Origin of the sequence: Pseudomonas sp. GM17 (assembly GCF_000282175.2) — a bacterium.
Taxonomy (GTDB): domain Bacteria; phylum Pseudomonadota; class Gammaproteobacteria; order Pseudomonadales; family Pseudomonadaceae; genus Aquipseudomonas; species Aquipseudomonas chlororaphis.
Genome location: NZ_CP124732.1, coordinates 6,687,038 through 6,705,335 on the forward strand (window position 1 = coordinate 6,687,038; position 18,298 = coordinate 6,705,335).

Genomic DNA, 18,298 nt, shown 5'->3' on the forward strand with positions numbered 1-18,298 from the left:
GCAGTACCAACAAATGTGCCCAGCATCGGATAAACCGGATCCTCCCCTTTAATCAGGCTTCCTGCATACGAACCGCTTAAACTGACCCCTTGCGTCACTACAAAACCTTTACCTTGCGTCAACCCACCGACAACGGAAGCAATGAAAGCATCGGTGTAACTGAAAAGTTCTCCCTTGCTCAGTTGGTAACTGACATTCGCTCCCCCGAAATAGCAGCCCCTAGAACCATACCAGCCGCCCCCACCGAAAGTTCAGCGGCACTCAACGGACCTGCCATCATTATCGTCCAAGCCTGAATGAGCCCTTTGACGGGTTCAGGCCCCTCAAAACCTCGCCCTTCCACCAACGCTCGTTGAGCCTCAGCTATCACCTCGTTTGAGTCACCACGAGTGACACCGAACTGAGCCAGAGATGTCGCAGCTTGGCCATACTCCATCAAACCAGGAGGCAGGCTGAACATATCGTTGTTTTCGGTGGCGTTCTTCCCACTTTGTGCACCCGCCAAGGTAGACGCACTATCACCACCGACTACAGCGCCAGAGATTCCACCCGCTAATGTCATCAACGCTGAAACTGTCTGCTTTTGAGTCTCGCTCAGACTGCTCACATCTTTAGTGCCATACAAAGCCTGCATAATGGCCTCCGTCCCTGCAGCGGCAACCGCAGCACCGGCCGCACCAGCACCTGCATTACCAGCCTGGACGCTAGCTGACACGGCCCCTAATACAGCGTGAGCCATGATGCGAGCCTCCTCGTTACCCTGAGTCATCTTCTTTATGGTTTCTGCAAGATAGGGTGCAGAAGCGCCCATCAAAGCCTGCCCCAGATTGCCCCCTGCCAAACCTTGAACTGCGGCAGTCACAGCCTGCGCAGCCTGTTGCAGGCTGCTACCTGTGCCATATGACGCCATGGTTTTCTTGTAAGCATCGGTTGCCTGAAGCACTGCGATATATTTCTGACGATCTTCATACGAGGCATTGGGATTGGCACCCGGCATGTTTCTTTGCTCCTCAGTCAATTGGGACTGAGCTGCCTTGCTGGCCTCGATTGCTCCTTGAGTCCGGATAATGTCCATCGACTGGTTACCGATCTCTCCGATCAGTTGTGCCTGACGCAAACGCTTCTGCTCTTTTTCCTTATCAAAGATCGGGCTCAAGGCATTACTAGCATGCTCGACATCACGGCTCAGTGTCGCAAGATCCTGCTGTTGTTTTGGCTTATCACGAATGGTGATTTCGCCTCCCGAAACCGCTGAGTAGGTAGTGGAGCTGTCATGCCCATTGTTGTTCGCACCAACGAGCAACAGGCTACCCATGTTCCCCATGAACGTTGACCCCAGATCACCGCCAGTGCCACCGCTAACGCTTTGATGCTGGCTGCTGAAATCAGCTTTGTTGCCAATATCCGTCCATCCCAAAGAGCCCGTGTTCAACTTGTTCTTGTCAGTGCTGGCGGTACTTGCAATAACGGCACCATTAAGCTGAGTGTGCTCCCCTACATTTATCTGGTATCCATCCTTACCTGCGAACAGTCCCGTTTGTTCTTGCACACTGTCGAAATTCGATTTGATCTTGTCCTGACTGACGCTGAGCGAAGCGCTGCCCGTCATGCTGCCAAAGGTGAAACTCGCACCGCCACTGACATTGGTCTGTTTGGAGTCGAAACGATCAGTATCTTACAAACTGCTAAGGGTCAAATTGCGGCCGATATTGGCAACCACTTTTTGCGCATTGGCTTGCGCTCCTTCCAGCGTAGTATCCCGACCGCTGTTCAAGGTCAGCTGATTACCTGCATTGACGGTGGTTTCTGTCCATGTTGTGCCATTACCTTTCTCCTTGCCCACACCGCTATTGGCATTGGCAAAGATACTGAGCCCCGCCCCGCTGGAACCGACGCTCAAACTGATACCAATAGCTCCACCACCACTCGTGTTGGAGCCATCGAGTTTTTGCGTATTGGCACCCGCGCGCATATCGATGTCGTTGGCAGCTGCCAACACAACATCGTTCCCGGCCTGCAGCTTACTGCCGACGATCGATATATCACCTGTTGTGGACCCCGGCTGGCCGTTGCCGGTGGCGATTACATTCAAGTTATTACCTGCTGTCAGGCTGCTACCTTGACTGACGCTTTGTTCCTGAAGCTGCTTGGAACTGGATTTTTGAGTCCCCAGAGACAAGGCAATACCGACAAAACTGCCTGCCTGCGCGCCGGACTCCAATGCTTGGGCTCCCTGCCAAGCCTGATATCCAGACACCCCCAGGGAACGTTGTAATAGAGCATCGCGTTCTTCGAGGTTTTCTGGTGATCGCTGATCGCGTCATGGCCACCATGCAGGATCAGTTGATCCGCCAGGCCCAGTGGGCTGTCCCACTCAAAACCGGTGTCCCACTGTTGCTCGCCCGTACTTTTTTGCCCGTCGTTATTTCGCGACAAACTGGCACGCCAAGGCTTTTGTGGCGTGTTCTTGACCAGAACCTCACTGCCTCCAAGCTCCTGGCCCGGGGACAATTCCATTTGCGCCTGATTGGAAGGCAAGCGATTGAGCTGGTCGATCGCCTGCTCGATCTCCCGCAGGTTGACCAGTGCGCCGACCTTGCCGGGAAAGGCCATGGCCAGCTCGCGCTCGGACAGTTGGTTGTCGGCTGCACCCCTCACCCCCTCAAGCCGCCCCTCGACCACGATTATTTTCAGATGACCGTCGGACAGATCCTGCTCCGGCAGATAGGCACGACTGGTCACCAGGCCTTTCTCGATGTAGTGATCGGTGATGACTTTGAGCAGCTCATTGAGCTGACCGACGCCCAGGCACTGGCCGATATAGGGCTTGAGCAGGTGTTCCTGCTCGCTGGCAGAAAGGCTATCAGCGTCCTTGAGTTCGATGCTCTTGATCGGGAAACAACGCGTATCGACCGGGGCAGTCGGTACGGTGGGAGCGACCTCTTTGCCGGGCAACTCCTTGAGTTCCTCCAGACGCCGACGCTGTTCTTCGAGCAGGAGGTTCTGGCGTTGACGGATCAGGTCGGTTTCACCCGGGGTGGACGCCGCATACACACTGCCTTGAGCACTGAGCCCCAACAGTGACAGCCCCAGAAAAAGTCGGCCCCGTGGCGATAAGAAATTCATATTCGATCCATCGAAAGACAAAGCCGAGAACTCGACATTGAAATAACGGCCAACAGAACAGCGGCAGTTAAATCAACATTGCCTGTAAAAAACGGACCCTCACAGAGGCCCGCTGGCACAGCCAAATTCCATTGCTGTGCAATGTCTCATAAGGATTCGGGGTAAAAAGAAAATCGACAGAATTGTTCAAATTCCCCCGCTAAGCAAAACATCAAAGTCAAAGAGATTAGGGGGGAATTAGCGCTTTGGGTGTACGACTCAAGCATGCCTTCCGTGCATGACCTTGAACTCGCCAAATGCATTGTTTTTAAAGATTTTTGCGTTTGAAACTTATGTCTCCCGAGCGGGTTCCAAGCGTTGGAAAACCACCTGAACTAACGCGATGAGCAATATTTCAGAATGAACAGGTGATCCGGCGGGGCAAGCAGACCTATCACTGAAGCAGTGAGTTGTACTGGCATGTCAATCAGCGATCTGGCCATGGCGGCTGACGCCGTGCGCAAATAAAAATACCCCTCAAAAGAGGGGTATGGATGCAGTACTGCTTGAAAGGCTGAGGATAGCGTTACCTGCTTACTGAGTGCGCCACGACTCGACAACGTCTGCACCAAACTCGTTTTTCCACTCTTTCAGCTGACGATGGTTGCCGCCTTTGGTTTCGATCAGCTCGCCCGAATTCGGATTCTTGTAGATTTTCACATCGCGAGCTTTGCGGGCTACTTTTGGCACAGCAGCAACAGGGATACGGCGACCTGCTTCAGGATCAAGGATGCTGATGACATTCTTCAAACTGAAGCCGTATTTGCCAAGCAATGCACGAAGCTTGCTCTCAAACTCCATTTCCTTTTTCAGGCCTGAATCGCTTTTCATTGATTCGAGCTCAGCCAGCTGACTGGCCAGTTGCTGTTCGAGCTTTCGATATTCTGCCAAACGGGACATTGAGATCTCCTTGAGTGAATGGGTGGGACAAACTATCACATGAGTATATCTAAACGGCGACTAACGATTACCTAATCCTCTGCTGCCAAATCCAAGCAATCGAGAAGTCTTTTGCTTCTTTTCCACACATATTGCCGACACTGAGCGCTCACAAGTGTTGGGCCTGCTACAGGCTTGAAACCATTTCTCCGCAAGTACTCTCGCACGTACTTACAAGATGTCGTCCCCATCGCAGTCAGCATTTCAGGGGCGAGGATATAGTTTTTATTGAAGCGGTTTATTGCGTTGGAACGGACCATCCTAGCTACCCGCCTACCACATTCAACCGTCACGCTACGTAGCAAACCTAAGCGTACCAAGGCGTAACCCACTTCCTGTTTAACCCCAAGCAGCTTTGCAGCATCGACGACCGATATTTGCGCTGCATGCCCCGCCATTTGAGGTATCTCTTCATTGAGATGCTTGACTTCGATTGGGTTTATCAACCATTTCCCAATGCAAAATCTCTTATCATTTCCCACACAAACGGCCGGTACCTCACCAGACTGTATCGCCCTCATCAACGCGGGAAACCCCTCAGTTGTAGGCAGGTAATGCTTGGCGAAATAGGAAACGCTAACGAAACCTAAACCGGGCTCGCCTCCGAAACTCCTTGGAATGAGTGAGCTAATTGAATCAAAATCGATAAACCATTTTTCGCCACGGTGAGGAACCTGGCCAATAGTCTTGAGTATTCCCGCATTTAAGAGCTGACGAACCCTGTCCTCGCTAATACAAAGCAAATGGGCGGTCTCTTTTAAATTAAGCGGGTCGCGCATGCGAGGCGACAGTTGACGGACGTGATCGATATTTACGACCGTTGTGACTTTTCCACTGCCGTAAGTAAAAGTTCGAACATCAAGCTCCTCGGATATTTGCATCCTACGCAAAAAAGACGCTGGCAACTTCGTGATTTTAGAGGCTTCCTTTAAAGAAACCCATCGATACTGACGCAAGGCAATAGCGCTCAAATTGCGATTTCTTCTTGCTAACGGAGCATCCCACTCCTGGATAACGTAACTTTCAAATTCAGCACGAAGAAAATCAAAGCACGGCTCACTCAGCTCGTTGTAAATATCTCTATATATTGGCCCGAACGCAGTAGGCAATTTCCAGCTTGATCCTCTTTCCCGTTCAGCCCTGAGGTCACTCAATAAATCTTGAAACCCCTGAGGCCAGTTCATCAATACTTGGCCAGCTGCTTGGGCCAAAGCAGGAGCTATTTCAAGCGAAGCAGTTGCCGCTAGCTTCATAGGCTTACGAGATTCCCGATGAGCGCTCCTCACTCCAATGCGCATGGCTAAAATGTGCAGCTGTTCATAGGATAGGAGTTCAAACTCCTTCCTATATGAGCGTCCATTCATCAACAAACGATCTTCCAGTAATTTTGTAATCCATAAACGCTGCTCATCGGCAACCGGGGCTGAAGTGTTTGTTTCAATGAGTGAATGCCCACAGCAACCGCAGCTTTGGGTGAGCAGGGCACTTGAACCGATCCTCAGCAGGCAGTTCGAGCATTGATACTGAAGCCCGACCTTGTGTATTGAGCACGTCGTAACAAGTGCAAGCCCCCAAGATTCACGCCAGTAAGCGGCCTCTGCCAAACACACAGGACAGTATTTGAGATGTGTTACCGACCATACCTTCATATTGTCGTTTTTAGGGTGGCGAATTTCTTTGGTCATCGAGGGCCAACTGGCAGGCCTGGAAAACTCACTCAGCCATTCAGACACTCGCTCATCACTGGACCCTTGCGGCTGTCGTCGATGCCGGCGAGGTTGCCGTTGGCGTCGTAGGCATAGGCGCGGCGGAACAGGTTGCGATGCTGGCCGTGCTGTTGCTGGCTGACGCTGTGGGCTTGCAGGCGGCCTTGTTCGTCGTACTGGTACTGGCTGAGCAGCAGGCCCTGCTGGCGTTGCTGTTCGCGGCCGGCGTTGAACTGGTGACTGGTCAGGCGCGAGCCGTTGAGGTCGATGCTGCTCAGTTGCCCGCCGGGTGCGTGCCGGTAGTCGAGCTTGCTGCCGTCCGGCAGGCGGCAGTGGCTGAGCTGGCCGAGTTTGTCGTACTCGTAGCGCAGGGTGCCCCAGCCTTGGTGTTCGGTGATCAGGCGGTCTTGCAGGTCGTATTCGTAAGCCAGCGGCCAGTGGCCGTCGTCGACATTCACCAGGCGCCCGAGGGCGTCGTAGCGGTAGTGAACTTCTTCGCCATCGGCCAGGGTTTTCACCAGCAGGCGGCCAGCGGCGTCGCGCTGGTACTCGGTGACCCGCTCGCTGCCGTCGTCGCCGAATTCGGCTTTCTTCAGCAGTTTGCCATTGAGGTCGTAGGCATAGGCGGTGCTGCGCCCGTCGAAGCCGGTTTCCTGCTGGATCAGGCCGTTGGCGTAGTAATCCAGGTGGTACTGCTCGCCGCGCTCGTTTTCGATATCGGTCAGCAGTAGGCGTGCGTTGTCGTAGCGATAACGCAGCTGGCTGCCGTCCGGGTTGATGCGGCGACTGACCAGGTGCAGGTTGTCGGCGTATTCGTAGCGGGTGACGCGGCCCAGTTCGTCGCGCTCGGCGGTGACTTTGCCGTAGGCGTTGTAGCTGAAGGCGCGGGTCGCGCCGCCGGGCAGGGTGATCTGCGCCAGGCGGTTGGCGGCATCCCATTGGTACTGGGTAATGGCGCCGCTTTCATCCTGGCGGGTGATCTGCCGGCCGAGGGCGTCATAGCGGTATTTGCGCTGACCGCCGTCGGGCAGGCGCTCTTCCAGCAGTTGGCCGAGGCCGTTCCAGCCCAGTTGATGGCGGCTGCCATCAGGGTGGGTGATTTCCAGCAGGCGGCCCTGGCGGTCGTAGCGGTAGTGGGTTTGGTTGCCGTGTGGGTCGGTCTGTTGGGTGATGTCGCCCTGGAGGTTGCGCTGGTATTTCCAGGTGGCCTTGCCCCGACGGACCACTCGTACAAAGCCGTTGTGGTGCTGGTAGGTGGTGGGTTCGTCTTCGGGTGGGATGATTGCGACCAGGCGCCCGGCTTCGTTGTATTGATATTCGGTGACCGCGCCAAGCGGGTCTTTCTCGGCAATCAACCGGCCTTTTTCATCGTAGGCTTTTTGCGTTTCTGCACCGTCAGGGGTGGTCTGGCTGACCAGTCGGGCATTCTCGTCGTGTACGTAAACCTGCTCGCTGCCATCGGAGTTCCTGAAGCATTTGACGACCCAATTCAAGCCACCTCTTCACTGCTGCCTCAGCCTGGAGAAACTAAGTGTCTGGCGGTGAGCTTCCCGCCTGACTCAATCTTCCAGTCCTCAGATTTCAATCCCGAGGAGGCTCATGCTGAGCAGCAACGCCACCTGCTTGGACTGTATGGGTGCTTCGACCCTGAGCGACCAGGTATGCACGCCTCTCCGACAGTCGACTACGGCATTGTGGTCAAGGGTCCTCTCGTTCTCGAACTGGACGACGACCAGATCAGGGAGCTCGCGAGCGGAGACATCGTGGTGCAGCAAGGCAATATCCATGCTTGGCGAAACCCTGGGACCGAACCTGCGCTGGTTACATTCGTCCTGATTCGTGCCCACACCCAGCGGTAATAAATACATAGGATAATAACAATGAAAAGTTATGTAACACGCGCTGGCTTTGCCAGCGCGCTCGGATACTCTTTGCTCGTTTTTTCGCTATGTTACGGTACTGAAAATGGGGATACCGTTTGGCCGCTAGGCGTACAGACCGTTCTTCCCGCAATCTTGCCTCCCCTAGGTGAAACCTCTTTGTACAGTTATACCGCCTACTACAAGGCGGATAGCTTTAAAGATAACAGCGGCAAATCCTCTGTCCCCGGATTCAGTTTGGAGAACTTTGTTCAAGCTATTCGAGTGGTGCACACATGGGACGTGAAATTCGATAGTGGCGTTACTCTCAGCAGCGGAATCATCGGTTCAGCGAACAAGATCAAAGTTGAGGCATTCGGAAATAGCGATACTGACTCCGGTTTCAGGCAGCTATACCTGACCCCTCTGTATGTCGGCTACTCGCCTTCCAAAAACTTGCACTTGCTGACGGGATTCAGTGCCTTCGTCCCATTGGGAAACTATGACGGTAATAAGTTAGCGAATAGCCCGACAGGCAATGCGAGCTATACTCAGGAATTCGACCTGACCTGGTTTCCCCATCCTAACTGGGAGATCTCGATTGCACCGACCTTCACTATCAATGCGAAGAACCACGACACCGACTATCGCTCGAGCAACGTGCTCAACGTCGACTATCTGCTCGGCTACAGGCTGCAGTCGAATCCCAAGATTCAGCTGGGTTTGGTGGGGTATTACACCAAGCAGGTCACCGATGATCGCTACGACCATGGTGACCTCGATGATGGGAACCGGCTGAGTAAATTCGCGGTTGCCCCCCAGATCCTCTATGCGTTTGATCAGAAGTCAGGCGTCGTGCTCAAGTGGATGCGTGAGACCGCGGTCAAGAACGGCCCCAAAGGCGACTCGGTATGGCTTGAGTTCTCCTTCCCGTTATGAGGCTAGCTTCGCATCCTCAGGCATTTTAGATACGACATCCTTCGCCACACTGTAAATATGGCTCGCAGCCGCATTGGCTGCAGCCTTTTTGTTTCTGGTTTTCAGCGCTGCAAGAATCTCATCATGCTCATCAGTAACAGCGCCCAAGTGCACTTGGAAGCCACAGGTCTGCACGATGAAAAAGTCGGACAGATCAAAATTTGCTATTTGGCGTGCCGAGAGTATTGGCGATTTCGCCATTGAGTGCAGCACGCGGTGGAATTCGATGTTCAAAGTTTGATAGCTGTAGGCAGCATCGCTGTGAGCTGGATTGATGCTTCTGATTTTGTCGTTGATCTCGGACATACGCAGCACATCATCAGGGGAGCCACGTTCAGCAGCAAGCCCTGCGATAAGCGCTTCGTTGTTGGCAAACATTTGGTAAAAATCATCAACTTCCAAACGTGTAGGGTGCACAACCTCACATCCAACCTGGGCAGTGATCACAACAAAGCCTCTTTCCTGAAGGCTGTTGAGTGCGGTCATGATTGGCTGACGACTGACACCAGTTTCCTCGCTGATTTCCTTTACCAGGATTTTTTCACCGAACGCATATCTACGATTCAGTAGGCGTTCCAAAATGTGCTGATAGATAGCGGTCTTCTTGTTTGCCACTTGCATCGGTGTGGTTTTCCTAGGACTGATTGCGCGTTTCGCTAACTGGCTTGCATACTAGCATTTCGGATAGTAAACCAGATTTTTGCACCAATCGCTTCGTCATCCGTCGCGACCCACTCCCAAAGCGTGAATCCATCCGACGATGAGCGGGCACCTCTAAGCTTGCATGCTAGCACTCTAGCGTGCATGATTATTAGCCAGACAAAAACAAATCTACCTGCATGGCGTTGCCCCTCTGCCGTTAGGCATTAAGGAAAGCGCTCATGCCGTCCCAGTGCGAGGCGGCCTGCACTGGGGCACGACGTAAAGGTTCGTATCGATGAATGCTTACCTGCATTGCCTATCGCACACGCCCCTCATTGGGTATTTCGATCCGCCCAAGAACGTGCTTGATGAAGTGGATGAGGTGATCCGCGCCGCCCGTGCACGCATCGCCGCTTTCGATCCTGAGCTCGTGGTGCTTTTCGCTCCAGACCATTACAACGGCTTCTTCTACGATGTCATGCCCCCTTTCTGCCTGGGCATGGCGGCAGAAGCCATCGGCGATTTTGGCTCGCTCGCCGGCACCCTGTCTGTCCCCAAATCCATCGCTGAAGCTTGTGCTGAATCTCTGCTGAGCAATGGCATCGACATGCCTGTTTCGTATCGCATGCAGGTCGACCACGGCTTCGCTCAACCGCTCGAATTCCTTCTCGGCGGCTTGGACAAGTATCCGGTCTTGCCGATCTTCATGAACTGCGTGGCCCCGCCTCTGCCTACCTTCGAGCGAGTCAGATTGATGGGTGATGCGGTCGGTCGATTCACCCGCACTTTGAACAAGCGGGCGCTGTTCCTGGGATCGGGCGGCCTTTCACACCAACCGCCAGTTCCAGAGCTAGCCAAAGTCGATGCTCGAATGGCTGATCGGCTCATGGGCAGTGGCCGCAATCTGCCAGAAGACGAGCGCACCGCTCGCACTCAACGAGTCGTCACCGCAGCTGAGCGGTTTGTCGAAGACCAGAACACCCTGCATCCGCTGAATCCCGAGTGGGATCAGTACTTCCTCGACGTTGTGGAGCAAGGCATGTTGAGCGACCTAGATCACCTCCCCAATGCACATCTTTCCGAGTTGGCCGGTAAATCCACGCATGAGGTCAAGGCCTGGGTCGCAGCGTTCTCAGCGCTCGCTGCCCACGGCGCATACACCGCGACAGATCGCTACTACCGAGAGATCCCAGAGTGGATCGCAGGCTTCGGCTCTATCAGTGCGCACTCTCAGCGCTAACACACCTTCACGGAGACTCAATCGTGACTGCAATTACTGAAAAAGACAGCAGCAAATTCGTTCGCATCCAAGACGGCGAGCTGGATCTGAATATTCATTACAACGACTGCGGTGAAGGCAAAGAAACGGTTGTCATGCTGCATGGTTCTGGCCCTGGTGCTAGCGGCTGGGCCAACTTCAATCGCAACATCGAGCCACTGGTAGAGGCTGGTTTCCGGGTCATCCTCATGGACTGCCCTGGCTGGAGCAAAAGTGATTCGATCGTCAGCACCGGCTCTCGCTCCGATCTTAACGCCCGTGTTCTGAAAGGGTTGGTCGATAAGCTGGACCTGAACAAGGTGCACCTGCTCGGCAACTCCATGGGCGGCCATACCGCCGTAGCTTTCACCCTGACCTGGCCTGAGCGCGTAGGGAAGCTCGTGCTTATGGGCGGTGGCACCGGTGGGGTCAGCCCTTTCGTATCAATGCCAACTGAAGGCATCAAATTGCTCAACGGCCTGTACCGCGAGCCAACCATCGAAAACCTCAAGAAGATGATGAACATCTTCGTCTACGACACCAGCGACCTCACCGAAGAACTGTTCCAAGCGCGCCTGGACAACATGCTAGCTCGTAAGGACCACCTCGAAAACTTTACCGCGAGCCTCGCTGCGAACCTCAAGCAGTTCCCTGACTTCGGCCATCGCCTCGGCGAGATTCAGGCCGAGACCCTCGTAGTTTGGGGGCGCAATGACCGCTTTGTCCCGATGGACACCGGCCTGCGCCTGGTTGCCGGCATTCCCAACTCTCAACTGCATGTCTTCAACAAATGCGGCCACTGGGCCCAATGGGAACACGCGGACACGTTCAACCGCTTGGTTCTCGACTTCCTCACCCACTGATCGAGGTCACGATGAACATCACACAAGAGACCCTTGAGCGCTTGGCGGCTGATCTGCGCAGAGCTGAAGGAAAGGGCGAGCCTGTTGGACCACTGCGTGACGTGATCGGCGCCACAAACGTGGAAAGTGCCTATGCGATTCAACGCCTGAACCAAGCCTACGCCATCGCCAATGGACAACGCCTGGTTGGCCGCAAGATCGGATTGACCAACCCCAAGGTCCAAGCCCAGCTGGGTGTAGACCAGCCGGACTTCGGTTGCCTGTTTGCGGACATGGCGTATGGCGACAACGAAGTGGTTCCGTTCGAGCGTGTTCTGCAGCCCAAGATCGAGGCTGAAATTGCTCTGGTGCTGGAACGCGACCTGCCTAGCGCTTCCACAACCTTCGCAGATGTCATCGCGGCAACTGGCTGGGTTCTCCCGGCGCTTGAAATTGTCGGCAGCCGCATTGAGGGCTGGAACATCAAGTTCACCGACACCGTGGCTGACAACGCTTCAAGCGGGTGCTTTGTACTCGGCGGCCCTGCACAGCGCATTGATGGGCTAGACCTGCGCGGCGCAACGATGCGGCTCTCCAAAAACGGTGAGGTCGTGAGCTCCGGTAGTGGTGCCGAGTGCCTGGGTAATCCGCTGAATGCAGCCGTTTGGCTCGCTCGCACAATGGCTGAGTTTGGTGAGCCTCTCAAAGCAGGCGACATCATCCTCACAGGTGCCTTGGGGCCGATGGTTGGCGTAAGCCCAGGTGATCATTTTGAAGCCGAAATCGAAGGCCTTGGCCGCGTCGGCGTGTCGTTCAGTGTCGAGTGATGGAGATCTAGAAATGACTACAAAACGCAAAGTCGCCATCGTCGGCTCCGGAAACATCGGCACCGATTTGATGATCAAGATCCTGCGCAATTCCAAGCACCTGGAAATGGCCGTGATGGTTGGTATCGACCCTGCTTCTGATGGTCTGGCCCGCGCAGGCCGAATGGGCGTGGCTACCACTCACGAAGGTGTCGCTGGCCTGGTCAAAATGCCAGAGTTTGCTGACATCGATTTCGTCTTCGATGCAACCAGTGCCGGTGCTCACGTCAAAAACGACGCCATGCTGCGTGAGTGCAAACCCGGCATCCGTGTGATCGACCTTACTCCGGCAGCTATCGGCCCTTACTGCGTGCCGGTGGTTAACCTCGAAGAACACGTCAACGCGCAGAACCTGAACATGGTTACGTGCGGTGGGCAGGCAACTATTCCGATGGTCGCTGCAGTATCGCGTGTTGCTAAAGTGCATTACGCAGAGATCGTCGCATCGATCGCCTCCAAATCGGCGGGCCCTGGCACCCGGGCGAACATCGACGAATTCACCGAGACCACCTCGAAAGCCATCGAAGTGATCGGCGGGGCAGCTAAAGGTAAAGCCATCATCATCATGAACCCGGCTGAGCCTCCACTGATGATGCGCGACACCGTCTATGTGTTGTCTGAAGCAGCTGACCAGGATCAGGTTGAGGCCTCCATTGAAGAAATGGTTGCCGCAGTGAATGCGTATGTCCCTGGCTACCGCCTTAAGCAGAAAGTGCAGTTTGAAGTAATCCCTGAATCTGCCCCGCTGAACATTCCTGGTCAGAGCAAGTTCAGTGGACTGAAGACCTCTGTTTTCCTTGAGGTCGAGGGTGCTGCCCATTACTTGCCAGCGTACGCAGGCAATCTCGACATCATGACTTCTGCTGCGTTGGCTACCGCCGAGCGCATGGCACAGTCGATGAGCCAAGCCTGAGGAGCGCAGATATGAACGGTAAAAAGCTCTACATCTCGGACGTGACCCTGCGTGATGGTATGCACGCCATTCGTCACCAGTACTCACTGGATCAGGTCCAGGCAATCGCTCGCGCGCTGGATGCCGCCAAGGTCGATTCGATCGAGGTGGCCCATGGTGATGGCCTTCAAGGCTCCAGCTTCAACTACGGCTTTGGCGCACACACCGATATCGAATGGATCGAAGCTGCCGCCGACGCAGTGAAGCACGCCAAGATAGCAACGTTGCTGCTCCCAGGCATCGGTACTCTGCACGACCTCAAAGCTGCCTATACCGTAGGCGCTCGCGTTGTCCGAGTCGCCACCCATTGCACCGAAGCAGACGTCTCCAAGCAGCACATCGAATACGCCCGTGAGCTCGGCATGGACACGGTTGGCTTCTTGATGATGAGCCACATGCAGACCCCGGAAGGGCTCGCGCAGCAGGCAAAACTGATGGAAAGCTACGGTGCCACCTGCATTTACGTCGTCGACTCAGGCGGCGCGATGAACATGGATGACATTCGTGCGCGCTTCCGCGCAGTGAAAGCGGTGCTCGATCCGGCCACTCATACCGGTATCCACGCGCACCACAACCTGAGTCTCGGCGTAGCCAACTCGATCGTTGCCGTCGAGGAAGGCTGTGACCGCATCGACGCGAGCCTGTCGGGCATGGGCGCCGGTGCTGGTAATGCACCACTGGAAGTTTTCATTGCAGCCGCAGACAAGCTGGGCTGGAACCACGGCACTGACCTGTACGCCCTGATGGACGCAGCAGATGACCTGGTTCGCCCACTCCAAGATCGCCCGGTACGGGTTGACCGAGAGACTCTCGCGCTCGGCTACGCCGGCGTTTATTCGAGCTTCCTTCGCCATACAGAAGTTGCAGCTGCTCGCTACGGCATCAAAGCAGTAGACATCTTGGTCGAGCTTGGCAAACGCCGCATGGTCGGTGGCCAGGAAGACATGATCGTCGACGTCGCATTGGATTTGCTGAAGCGCTGAGGTTCGCAGACAGCTCCACGCAAGCGGTCTGCAGCAATCCCCTCCCGTCAGGGAGGGGGTCTATGACAAAACAATAAGAGAGCTCACCAACATGAATGCCTCGCAGATTCCCTACTCGCAGCAGCTTCTAACACGCAGTGATCAGCCCACCTACTCACTCTTTCTTGAGTGATTACTGAGCTGATTTAGCTCCACATCACTGGTGTTACTAAAACCACAATCACGTGTTTTCTGAAGACCTTCCAAAGGGCTTCAGAGGGGGTCGCTATGACTGACAAAACTGATAAAACCAAACTTTTCATCACCATCGCGCTTTGCTTCCTCGTTGCACTGATGGAAGGCTTGGATCTCCAAGCCCCTGGGATTGCGGCTCACGGCATGTCTGCCGACTACAGCTTGGATAAGCTAGAAATGGGCTGGGTCTTCAGCGTTGGCGTCCTTGGCATGCTCCCTGGTGCTTTCGTTGGCGGTCGCCTGGCTGATCGCTACGGCCGGAAGAACGTGCTCATCGTCTCTGTTGCACTGTTCGGCATCTTCTCCCTCGTCACTACGGTTGCCTGGAGCTTCGGCGCGTTGTTGTTCGCCCGGTTCCTGACAGGCGTGGGCCTGGGTGCATCGTTGCCCAACCTGATCGCACTCGCTTCTGAAGCCGCTGGTGAGCGCATGCAAGGTACGGCAGTCAGCTTGATGTATTGCGGTGTACCGCTGGGGGCCGCGTTGGCAGCCGCCATTGGTCTGCTGGATTTCGGGGCTGGCTGGAAGCTCGTCTTCTACGTCGGCGGCGTCGTTCCTCTGGTCATCGTTCCCTTGCTGCTTCTCTTCCTGCCTGACGTATACAAGCAAGCAATTTCAGTTGCTTCAACTATCGAAGTTCCCTCCACCAAAGCCATCTTGGTTGAAGGCGGTGCGCTGAAGAAAACCCTGCTCCTGTGGGTCAGCTTCTTCTTCACACTGATGGTCACCTACATCCTGATCAACTGGCTGCCAAGCATCCTTATTGGACAGGGGTTCAAACCGAGCGAGGCAAGCATCGTCGTGTTGGCCATGCAGCTCGGCGCTGCGGTGGGTACGTTAATGCTCGGCGTTGCCATGGATCGCCTGCCTATCTGGGCCATGTCGGCACTGGTTTATGGGGGCATTCTGATTTCCTTGGCCTGCCTCACCGTGGCGGCCTCACTTCCGACCATGATCGGTGCAGGATTCTTGGCCGGCATCTTCACAACGGGTGGCCAGTGCGTGCTTTACGCCCTTGCTCCTCAGTTCTATCCCGCCAATGGCCGGGCTACCGGAACAGGTGCAGCACTCGCAGTCGGTCGTGTTGGTGCCATGACCGGTCCACTCGTCGTAGGAAAGATGATGGTCCTGGGGGCCGGTGCGGGCGGTGTGATGTTGGCCTCGGCGCCAGGCATCGTTCTGGCGGCTATCTCGCTGCTTTATCTCTCGTCGCTGAAGAAACGCCCTGAGCTGAGCCCCTCGGTGGTTTGACCGACATTGCGTCATCACAAAAACAAGAAAGAAGACACGACATGAGCAAATCAAAAAAAATTGCATTCGCAGGGCTGCTGGCTGCACATGCTGCTTCACTCCAGGCGGCCGGCTTCGTGGAAGATTCGAAAGCCAAGGTAACGCTGCGCAACTACTACTTCGATCGCAACTACATCAACGAGACTCCGCAAGCTGCAATACGGGAGTGGGCTCAGGGCTTCATCGTCAATTTCAACTCGGGCTTCACCGAGGGCGTGGTCGGCTTCGGACTGGATGCTCAAGCCATGATGGGTTTGCGCCTGGATTCCTCACCAGACCGCGTAGGCACTGGCCTTTTGCCGTTCTCCGCCTCCACAAAAGAGCCCGCTAAGGATTACTCCGAGCTAGGGCTGACAGCGAAGGTCAAGGTTTCCAAGACTGAGTTGCAGTACGGAACCGTGAGCACGTTCTTGCCGATCGCGTTCGCAAGTCCAACACGGCTGCTACCACAAACCTTCCGCGGCACTTACCTGCGCTCGCAAGACATCACCGATCTGTCGTTGCACGCGGGGTGGTTGGACCGAATCAACCTGCGGGACTCGACTGACTACCAAAAGATGCGAGTTTCAGCTCCAAACGGACGCTTCAACGGAGCAGCGGAGTCTGATGCATTTTATTTCCTTGGCGGCGATTACGCCTGGTCGAAAAACCTCACGCTCAAGTACTACTACGCAGAGCTTGAAGACATCTACGACAAGAACTACCTCGGTTTCGTGGACAACCGTGAGCTGGGCCCAGGGCGGCTCACCTCCGACTTCCGCTTCTATGACTCCAAAGACAATGGATCAGCAAAAGCTGGGAAAGTAGACAACCGCAATACTGCTTTGATGCTGACCTACCAGCTCGGCGTGCATCGTCTCGGCGTTGGCTACATGCAGCTGACCGGCGATACCGCTATGCCCTCTCTCTTTGGTACCGAGCCTCTGGTGATAACCGAAGGCACCCTAAGCTCGGAGTTCCTAAACCCTCAAGAGAGAAGCTGGCAGGTCAAGTACGACTATGACTTCGTTGGGGTTGGCGTCCCGGGACTGAAAGGTATGTTGCGTTACGTCAGCGGGGATAGCATTGATCTTCCGAACCTTGGCAGCGGTAATCTAAAAGAGTCGGAAAAAGACGTCGAGCTTTCCTATGTCATCCAGAGCGGTACCTTCAAGGATGTGGCACTCCGAGTAAGACACGCTTGGTACCGAAATGATTTCGGTCCTGGCGCTACTCACCGTGATGACAATGAGCTGCGAGTGAACGTCGACTATACATTTGCATTGTGGTGAAACGACGCGTTACTGCCGTTTCAATCCTAGGCTCTGTACGAAATCTGCCGAAACTCATTTGACTCCCACAAACGTCAGGAATCAGTAGAGTCCGCGTCCATCAAAGGCAGGAGCCCACGATGGCCAAACGGTACGAACTCCCCCGACGCAGCCTGGGATCTGGTTGCAGACATCTTCAGTGAAACCCGCCGCAACGGACGCCCACGGGCAGATGATCGGCTGATGCTCAACGGCGTGCTCTGGGTGCTCTGTTCAGGAGCGGCCTGGCGTGACATGCCCGAACACTTCGGCCCGTGGTCAACGGTATATCAACGGTTTCGCGACTGGCGTAATCGTGGGGTTTTCGACCAGATGCTCAAACGACTTCACATCCGGTTGAACGAGCAAGGCCTGATCGACTTGGAAACCTGGATGATCGACTCCACTGCCGTTCGTGCAACCCGGGCCTCATCAGGCGCCGGGAAAAAAGGGGGCCTGAAGAACCGCAAGACCATGCACTCGGGCGCAGTCGGGGCGGCCTGACGACCAAAATTCACATGTTGTGCGATGTCAATGGCGTGCCGCTGCGCTTTCTACTATCAGGCGGGCAAGCCAGTGATATCGCTTATGCCCAGCCGCTGCTGGATGAGGCTTGCATCCCAAGCCTGCGCGGTCGCCCCCGTAAGCGCTGCCGATGGTTGCTGGCCGACAAGGGCTATGACGCCGAAGCCCTGCGCCGCTACTGTGATCGTTACCGGATGCAGCCGGTAATCCCGCTGCGCAGCATGAAACGCAAGCCGAAGCCGGGCTTGCCAAGACTCTTTGATCGCCCCAAGTACCGGCAGCGCAACATCATCGAGCGCATGTTCGGGTGGCTGAAGGAAAATCGCCGCATCGTGACGCGCTTCGACAAACTCGCGAAAAGTTATGCGGCAATGGTCTCACTGGCTTGTGCCATGCAGTGTTTGCGACATTACTTTTCGTACAGAGCCTAGTCCATGCTCCCTTACTACCAGAGCTAACCTCTACTTCCCGTAGAGCCTGATCAGTACCTTTTTCAGCAATTACCTATGTTATTTCTTATTACGCTTCCTCAAAGAGTACTCTTCCACATACTCCTTTGGCGGCAATGCCGTGCCAAAAAAATGCAGTTCGCCGGTATCTTTATCAACAAAAATCGGCCCATTCCCAACCAGTTGAAATGAGAAATCACCTGTCTCAACATACTGTTTAGAGTTGAAGCAAAACAGCCACCCATCAGGAAACCCTTCAGAGTATGTTATCACCATCGGCATTGGAGATTTACTCAAGTGATTACTGATCATCTCCAGGGA

Annotated in this window: 15 protein-coding genes and 3 pseudogenes; 9 read left to right on the plus strand and 9 right to left on the minus strand. The window is 54.9% G+C overall.

All coding sequences use genetic code 11. The features are described 5' to 3' along the window. Positions 1 to 178 precede the first annotated feature (178 nt). The 7 genes and pseudogenes from PMI20_RS29915 to PMI20_RS29945 form a co-directional block, all read right to left on the minus strand. Positions 179 to 1,609 carry a VENN motif pre-toxin domain-containing protein gene (locus PMI20_RS29915; RefSeq protein WP_284170869.1) on the minus strand — a complete coding sequence of 477 codons (1,431 nt, stop codon included), beginning with the start codon at positions 1,607 to 1,609 and terminating at the stop codon, positions 179 to 181. A 66-nt stretch (positions 1,610 to 1,675) separates the two neighbouring features. Continuing rightward, complete coding sequence (locus PMI20_RS29920) at positions 1,676 to 2,257, minus strand: hemagglutinin repeat-containing protein (RefSeq protein ID WP_284170871.1); 582 nt, start codon at positions 2,255 to 2,257, stop codon at positions 1,676 to 1,678. Next, positions 2,257 to 3,126 (minus strand): annotated as a pseudogene (locus PMI20_RS29925) (ShlB/FhaC/HecB family hemolysin secretion/activation protein); the annotation flags it as partial. The pseudogene PMI20_RS29925 and the gene PMI20_RS29920, both read right to left, overlap by 1 nt. A gap of 573 nt (positions 3,127 to 3,699) precedes the next feature. After that, positions 3,700 to 4,065, minus strand: a complete 366-nt coding sequence (locus PMI20_RS29930) for a histone-like nucleoid-structuring protein, MvaT/MvaU family (protein WP_284170874.1) — start codon at positions 4,063 to 4,065, stop codon at positions 3,700 to 3,702. A 71-nt stretch (positions 4,066 to 4,136) separates the two neighbouring features. Then, entirely contained in the window at positions 4,137 to 5,789 is a 1,653-nt protein-coding gene (locus tag PMI20_RS29935) for a TniQ family protein (protein ID WP_284170876.1), read from the minus strand. Between the two features lie 62 nt (positions 5,790 to 5,851). Beyond that, positions 5,852 to 7,276: pseudogene (locus PMI20_RS29940) on the minus strand (type IV secretion protein Rhs); the annotation flags it as partial. Between the two features lie 108 nt (positions 7,277 to 7,384). Further along, positions 7,385 to 7,597, minus strand: coding sequence for a hypothetical protein (locus tag PMI20_RS29945; RefSeq protein ID WP_007928918.1), 213 nt, complete (start codon positions 7,595 to 7,597; stop codon positions 7,385 to 7,387). A 93-nt stretch (positions 7,598 to 7,690) separates the two neighbouring features. On the opposite strand from PMI20_RS29945, the gene PMI20_RS29950 reads away from it, so the two are divergent. Further along, entirely contained in the window at positions 7,691 to 8,608 is a 918-nt protein-coding gene (locus tag PMI20_RS29950) for a SphA family protein (RefSeq protein WP_007928920.1), read from the plus strand. Here the strand turns inward: PMI20_RS29950 and PMI20_RS29955 are convergent. Continuing rightward, positions 8,603 to 9,268: a GntR family transcriptional regulator gene (locus tag PMI20_RS29955; RefSeq protein ID WP_007928922.1), complete on the minus strand. Its 666-nt coding sequence runs from the start codon at positions 9,266 to 9,268 to the stop codon at positions 8,603 to 8,605. The two genes, PMI20_RS29950 and PMI20_RS29955, sit on opposite strands and share 6 nt — an antisense overlap. A gap of 316 nt (positions 9,269 to 9,584) precedes the next feature. Here PMI20_RS29955 and mhpB point away from each other — a divergent pair, with 316 nt between their 5' ends. The 8 genes and pseudogenes from mhpB to PMI20_RS29995 all read left to right on the plus strand — a co-directional run bounded on the left by mhpB (position 9,585) and on the right by PMI20_RS29995 (position 17,959). Further along, positions 9,585 to 10,529: a 3-carboxyethylcatechol 2,3-dioxygenase gene (gene mhpB, locus PMI20_RS29960; RefSeq protein ID WP_007928924.1), complete on the plus strand. Its 945-nt coding sequence runs from the start codon at positions 9,585 to 9,587 to the stop codon at positions 10,527 to 10,529. 23 nt (positions 10,530 to 10,552) lie between these two features. Further along, on the plus strand, positions 10,553 to 11,410 hold the full coding sequence (locus PMI20_RS29965) for an alpha/beta fold hydrolase (RefSeq protein WP_007928929.1): 858 nt from the start codon (positions 10,553 to 10,555) through the stop codon (positions 11,408 to 11,410). 11 nt (positions 11,411 to 11,421) lie between these two features. Next, positions 11,422 to 12,216 (plus strand): 2-keto-4-pentenoate hydratase, encoded by a 795-nt coding sequence (gene mhpD, locus PMI20_RS29970; protein WP_007928930.1) that lies wholly within the window; start codon positions 11,422 to 11,424, stop codon positions 12,214 to 12,216. Positions 12,217 to 12,229: 13 nt separating this feature from the next. Then, positions 12,230 to 13,168 carry an acetaldehyde dehydrogenase (acetylating) gene (locus PMI20_RS29975; protein ID WP_007928933.1) on the plus strand — a complete coding sequence of 313 codons (939 nt, stop codon included), beginning with the start codon at positions 12,230 to 12,232 and terminating at the stop codon, positions 13,166 to 13,168. Positions 13,169 to 13,179: 11 nt separating this feature from the next. Beyond that, complete coding sequence (gene mhpE / locus PMI20_RS29980; RefSeq protein ID WP_007928935.1) at positions 13,180 to 14,190, plus strand: 4-hydroxy-2-oxovalerate aldolase; 1,011 nt, start codon at positions 13,180 to 13,182, stop codon at positions 14,188 to 14,190. Between the two features lie 267 nt (positions 14,191 to 14,457). After that, positions 14,458 to 15,675, plus strand: coding sequence for a 3-(3-hydroxy-phenyl)propionate transporter MhpT (gene mhpT / locus PMI20_RS29985; protein WP_007928937.1), 1,218 nt, complete (start codon positions 14,458 to 14,460; stop codon positions 15,673 to 15,675). Positions 15,676 to 15,716: 41 nt separating this feature from the next. Continuing rightward, positions 15,717 to 16,985 carry an OprD family porin gene (locus tag PMI20_RS29990; protein WP_007928939.1) on the plus strand — a complete coding sequence of 423 codons (1,269 nt, stop codon included), beginning with the start codon at positions 15,717 to 15,719 and terminating at the stop codon, positions 16,983 to 16,985. Between the two features lie 119 nt (positions 16,986 to 17,104). After that, positions 17,105 to 17,959 (plus strand): annotated as a pseudogene (locus tag PMI20_RS29995) (IS5 family transposase). Positions 17,960 to 18,037: 78 nt separating this feature from the next. Here PMI20_RS29995 and PMI20_RS30000 read toward each other — a convergent pair. Next, the gene (locus PMI20_RS30000; protein WP_157173168.1) at positions 18,038 to 18,289 is read right to left on the minus strand and encodes a YrhB domain-containing protein; all 252 of its coding nucleotides are present in this window, start codon (positions 18,287 to 18,289) and stop codon (positions 18,038 to 18,040) included. Between the last annotated feature and the right edge of the window lie 9 nt (positions 18,290 to 18,298).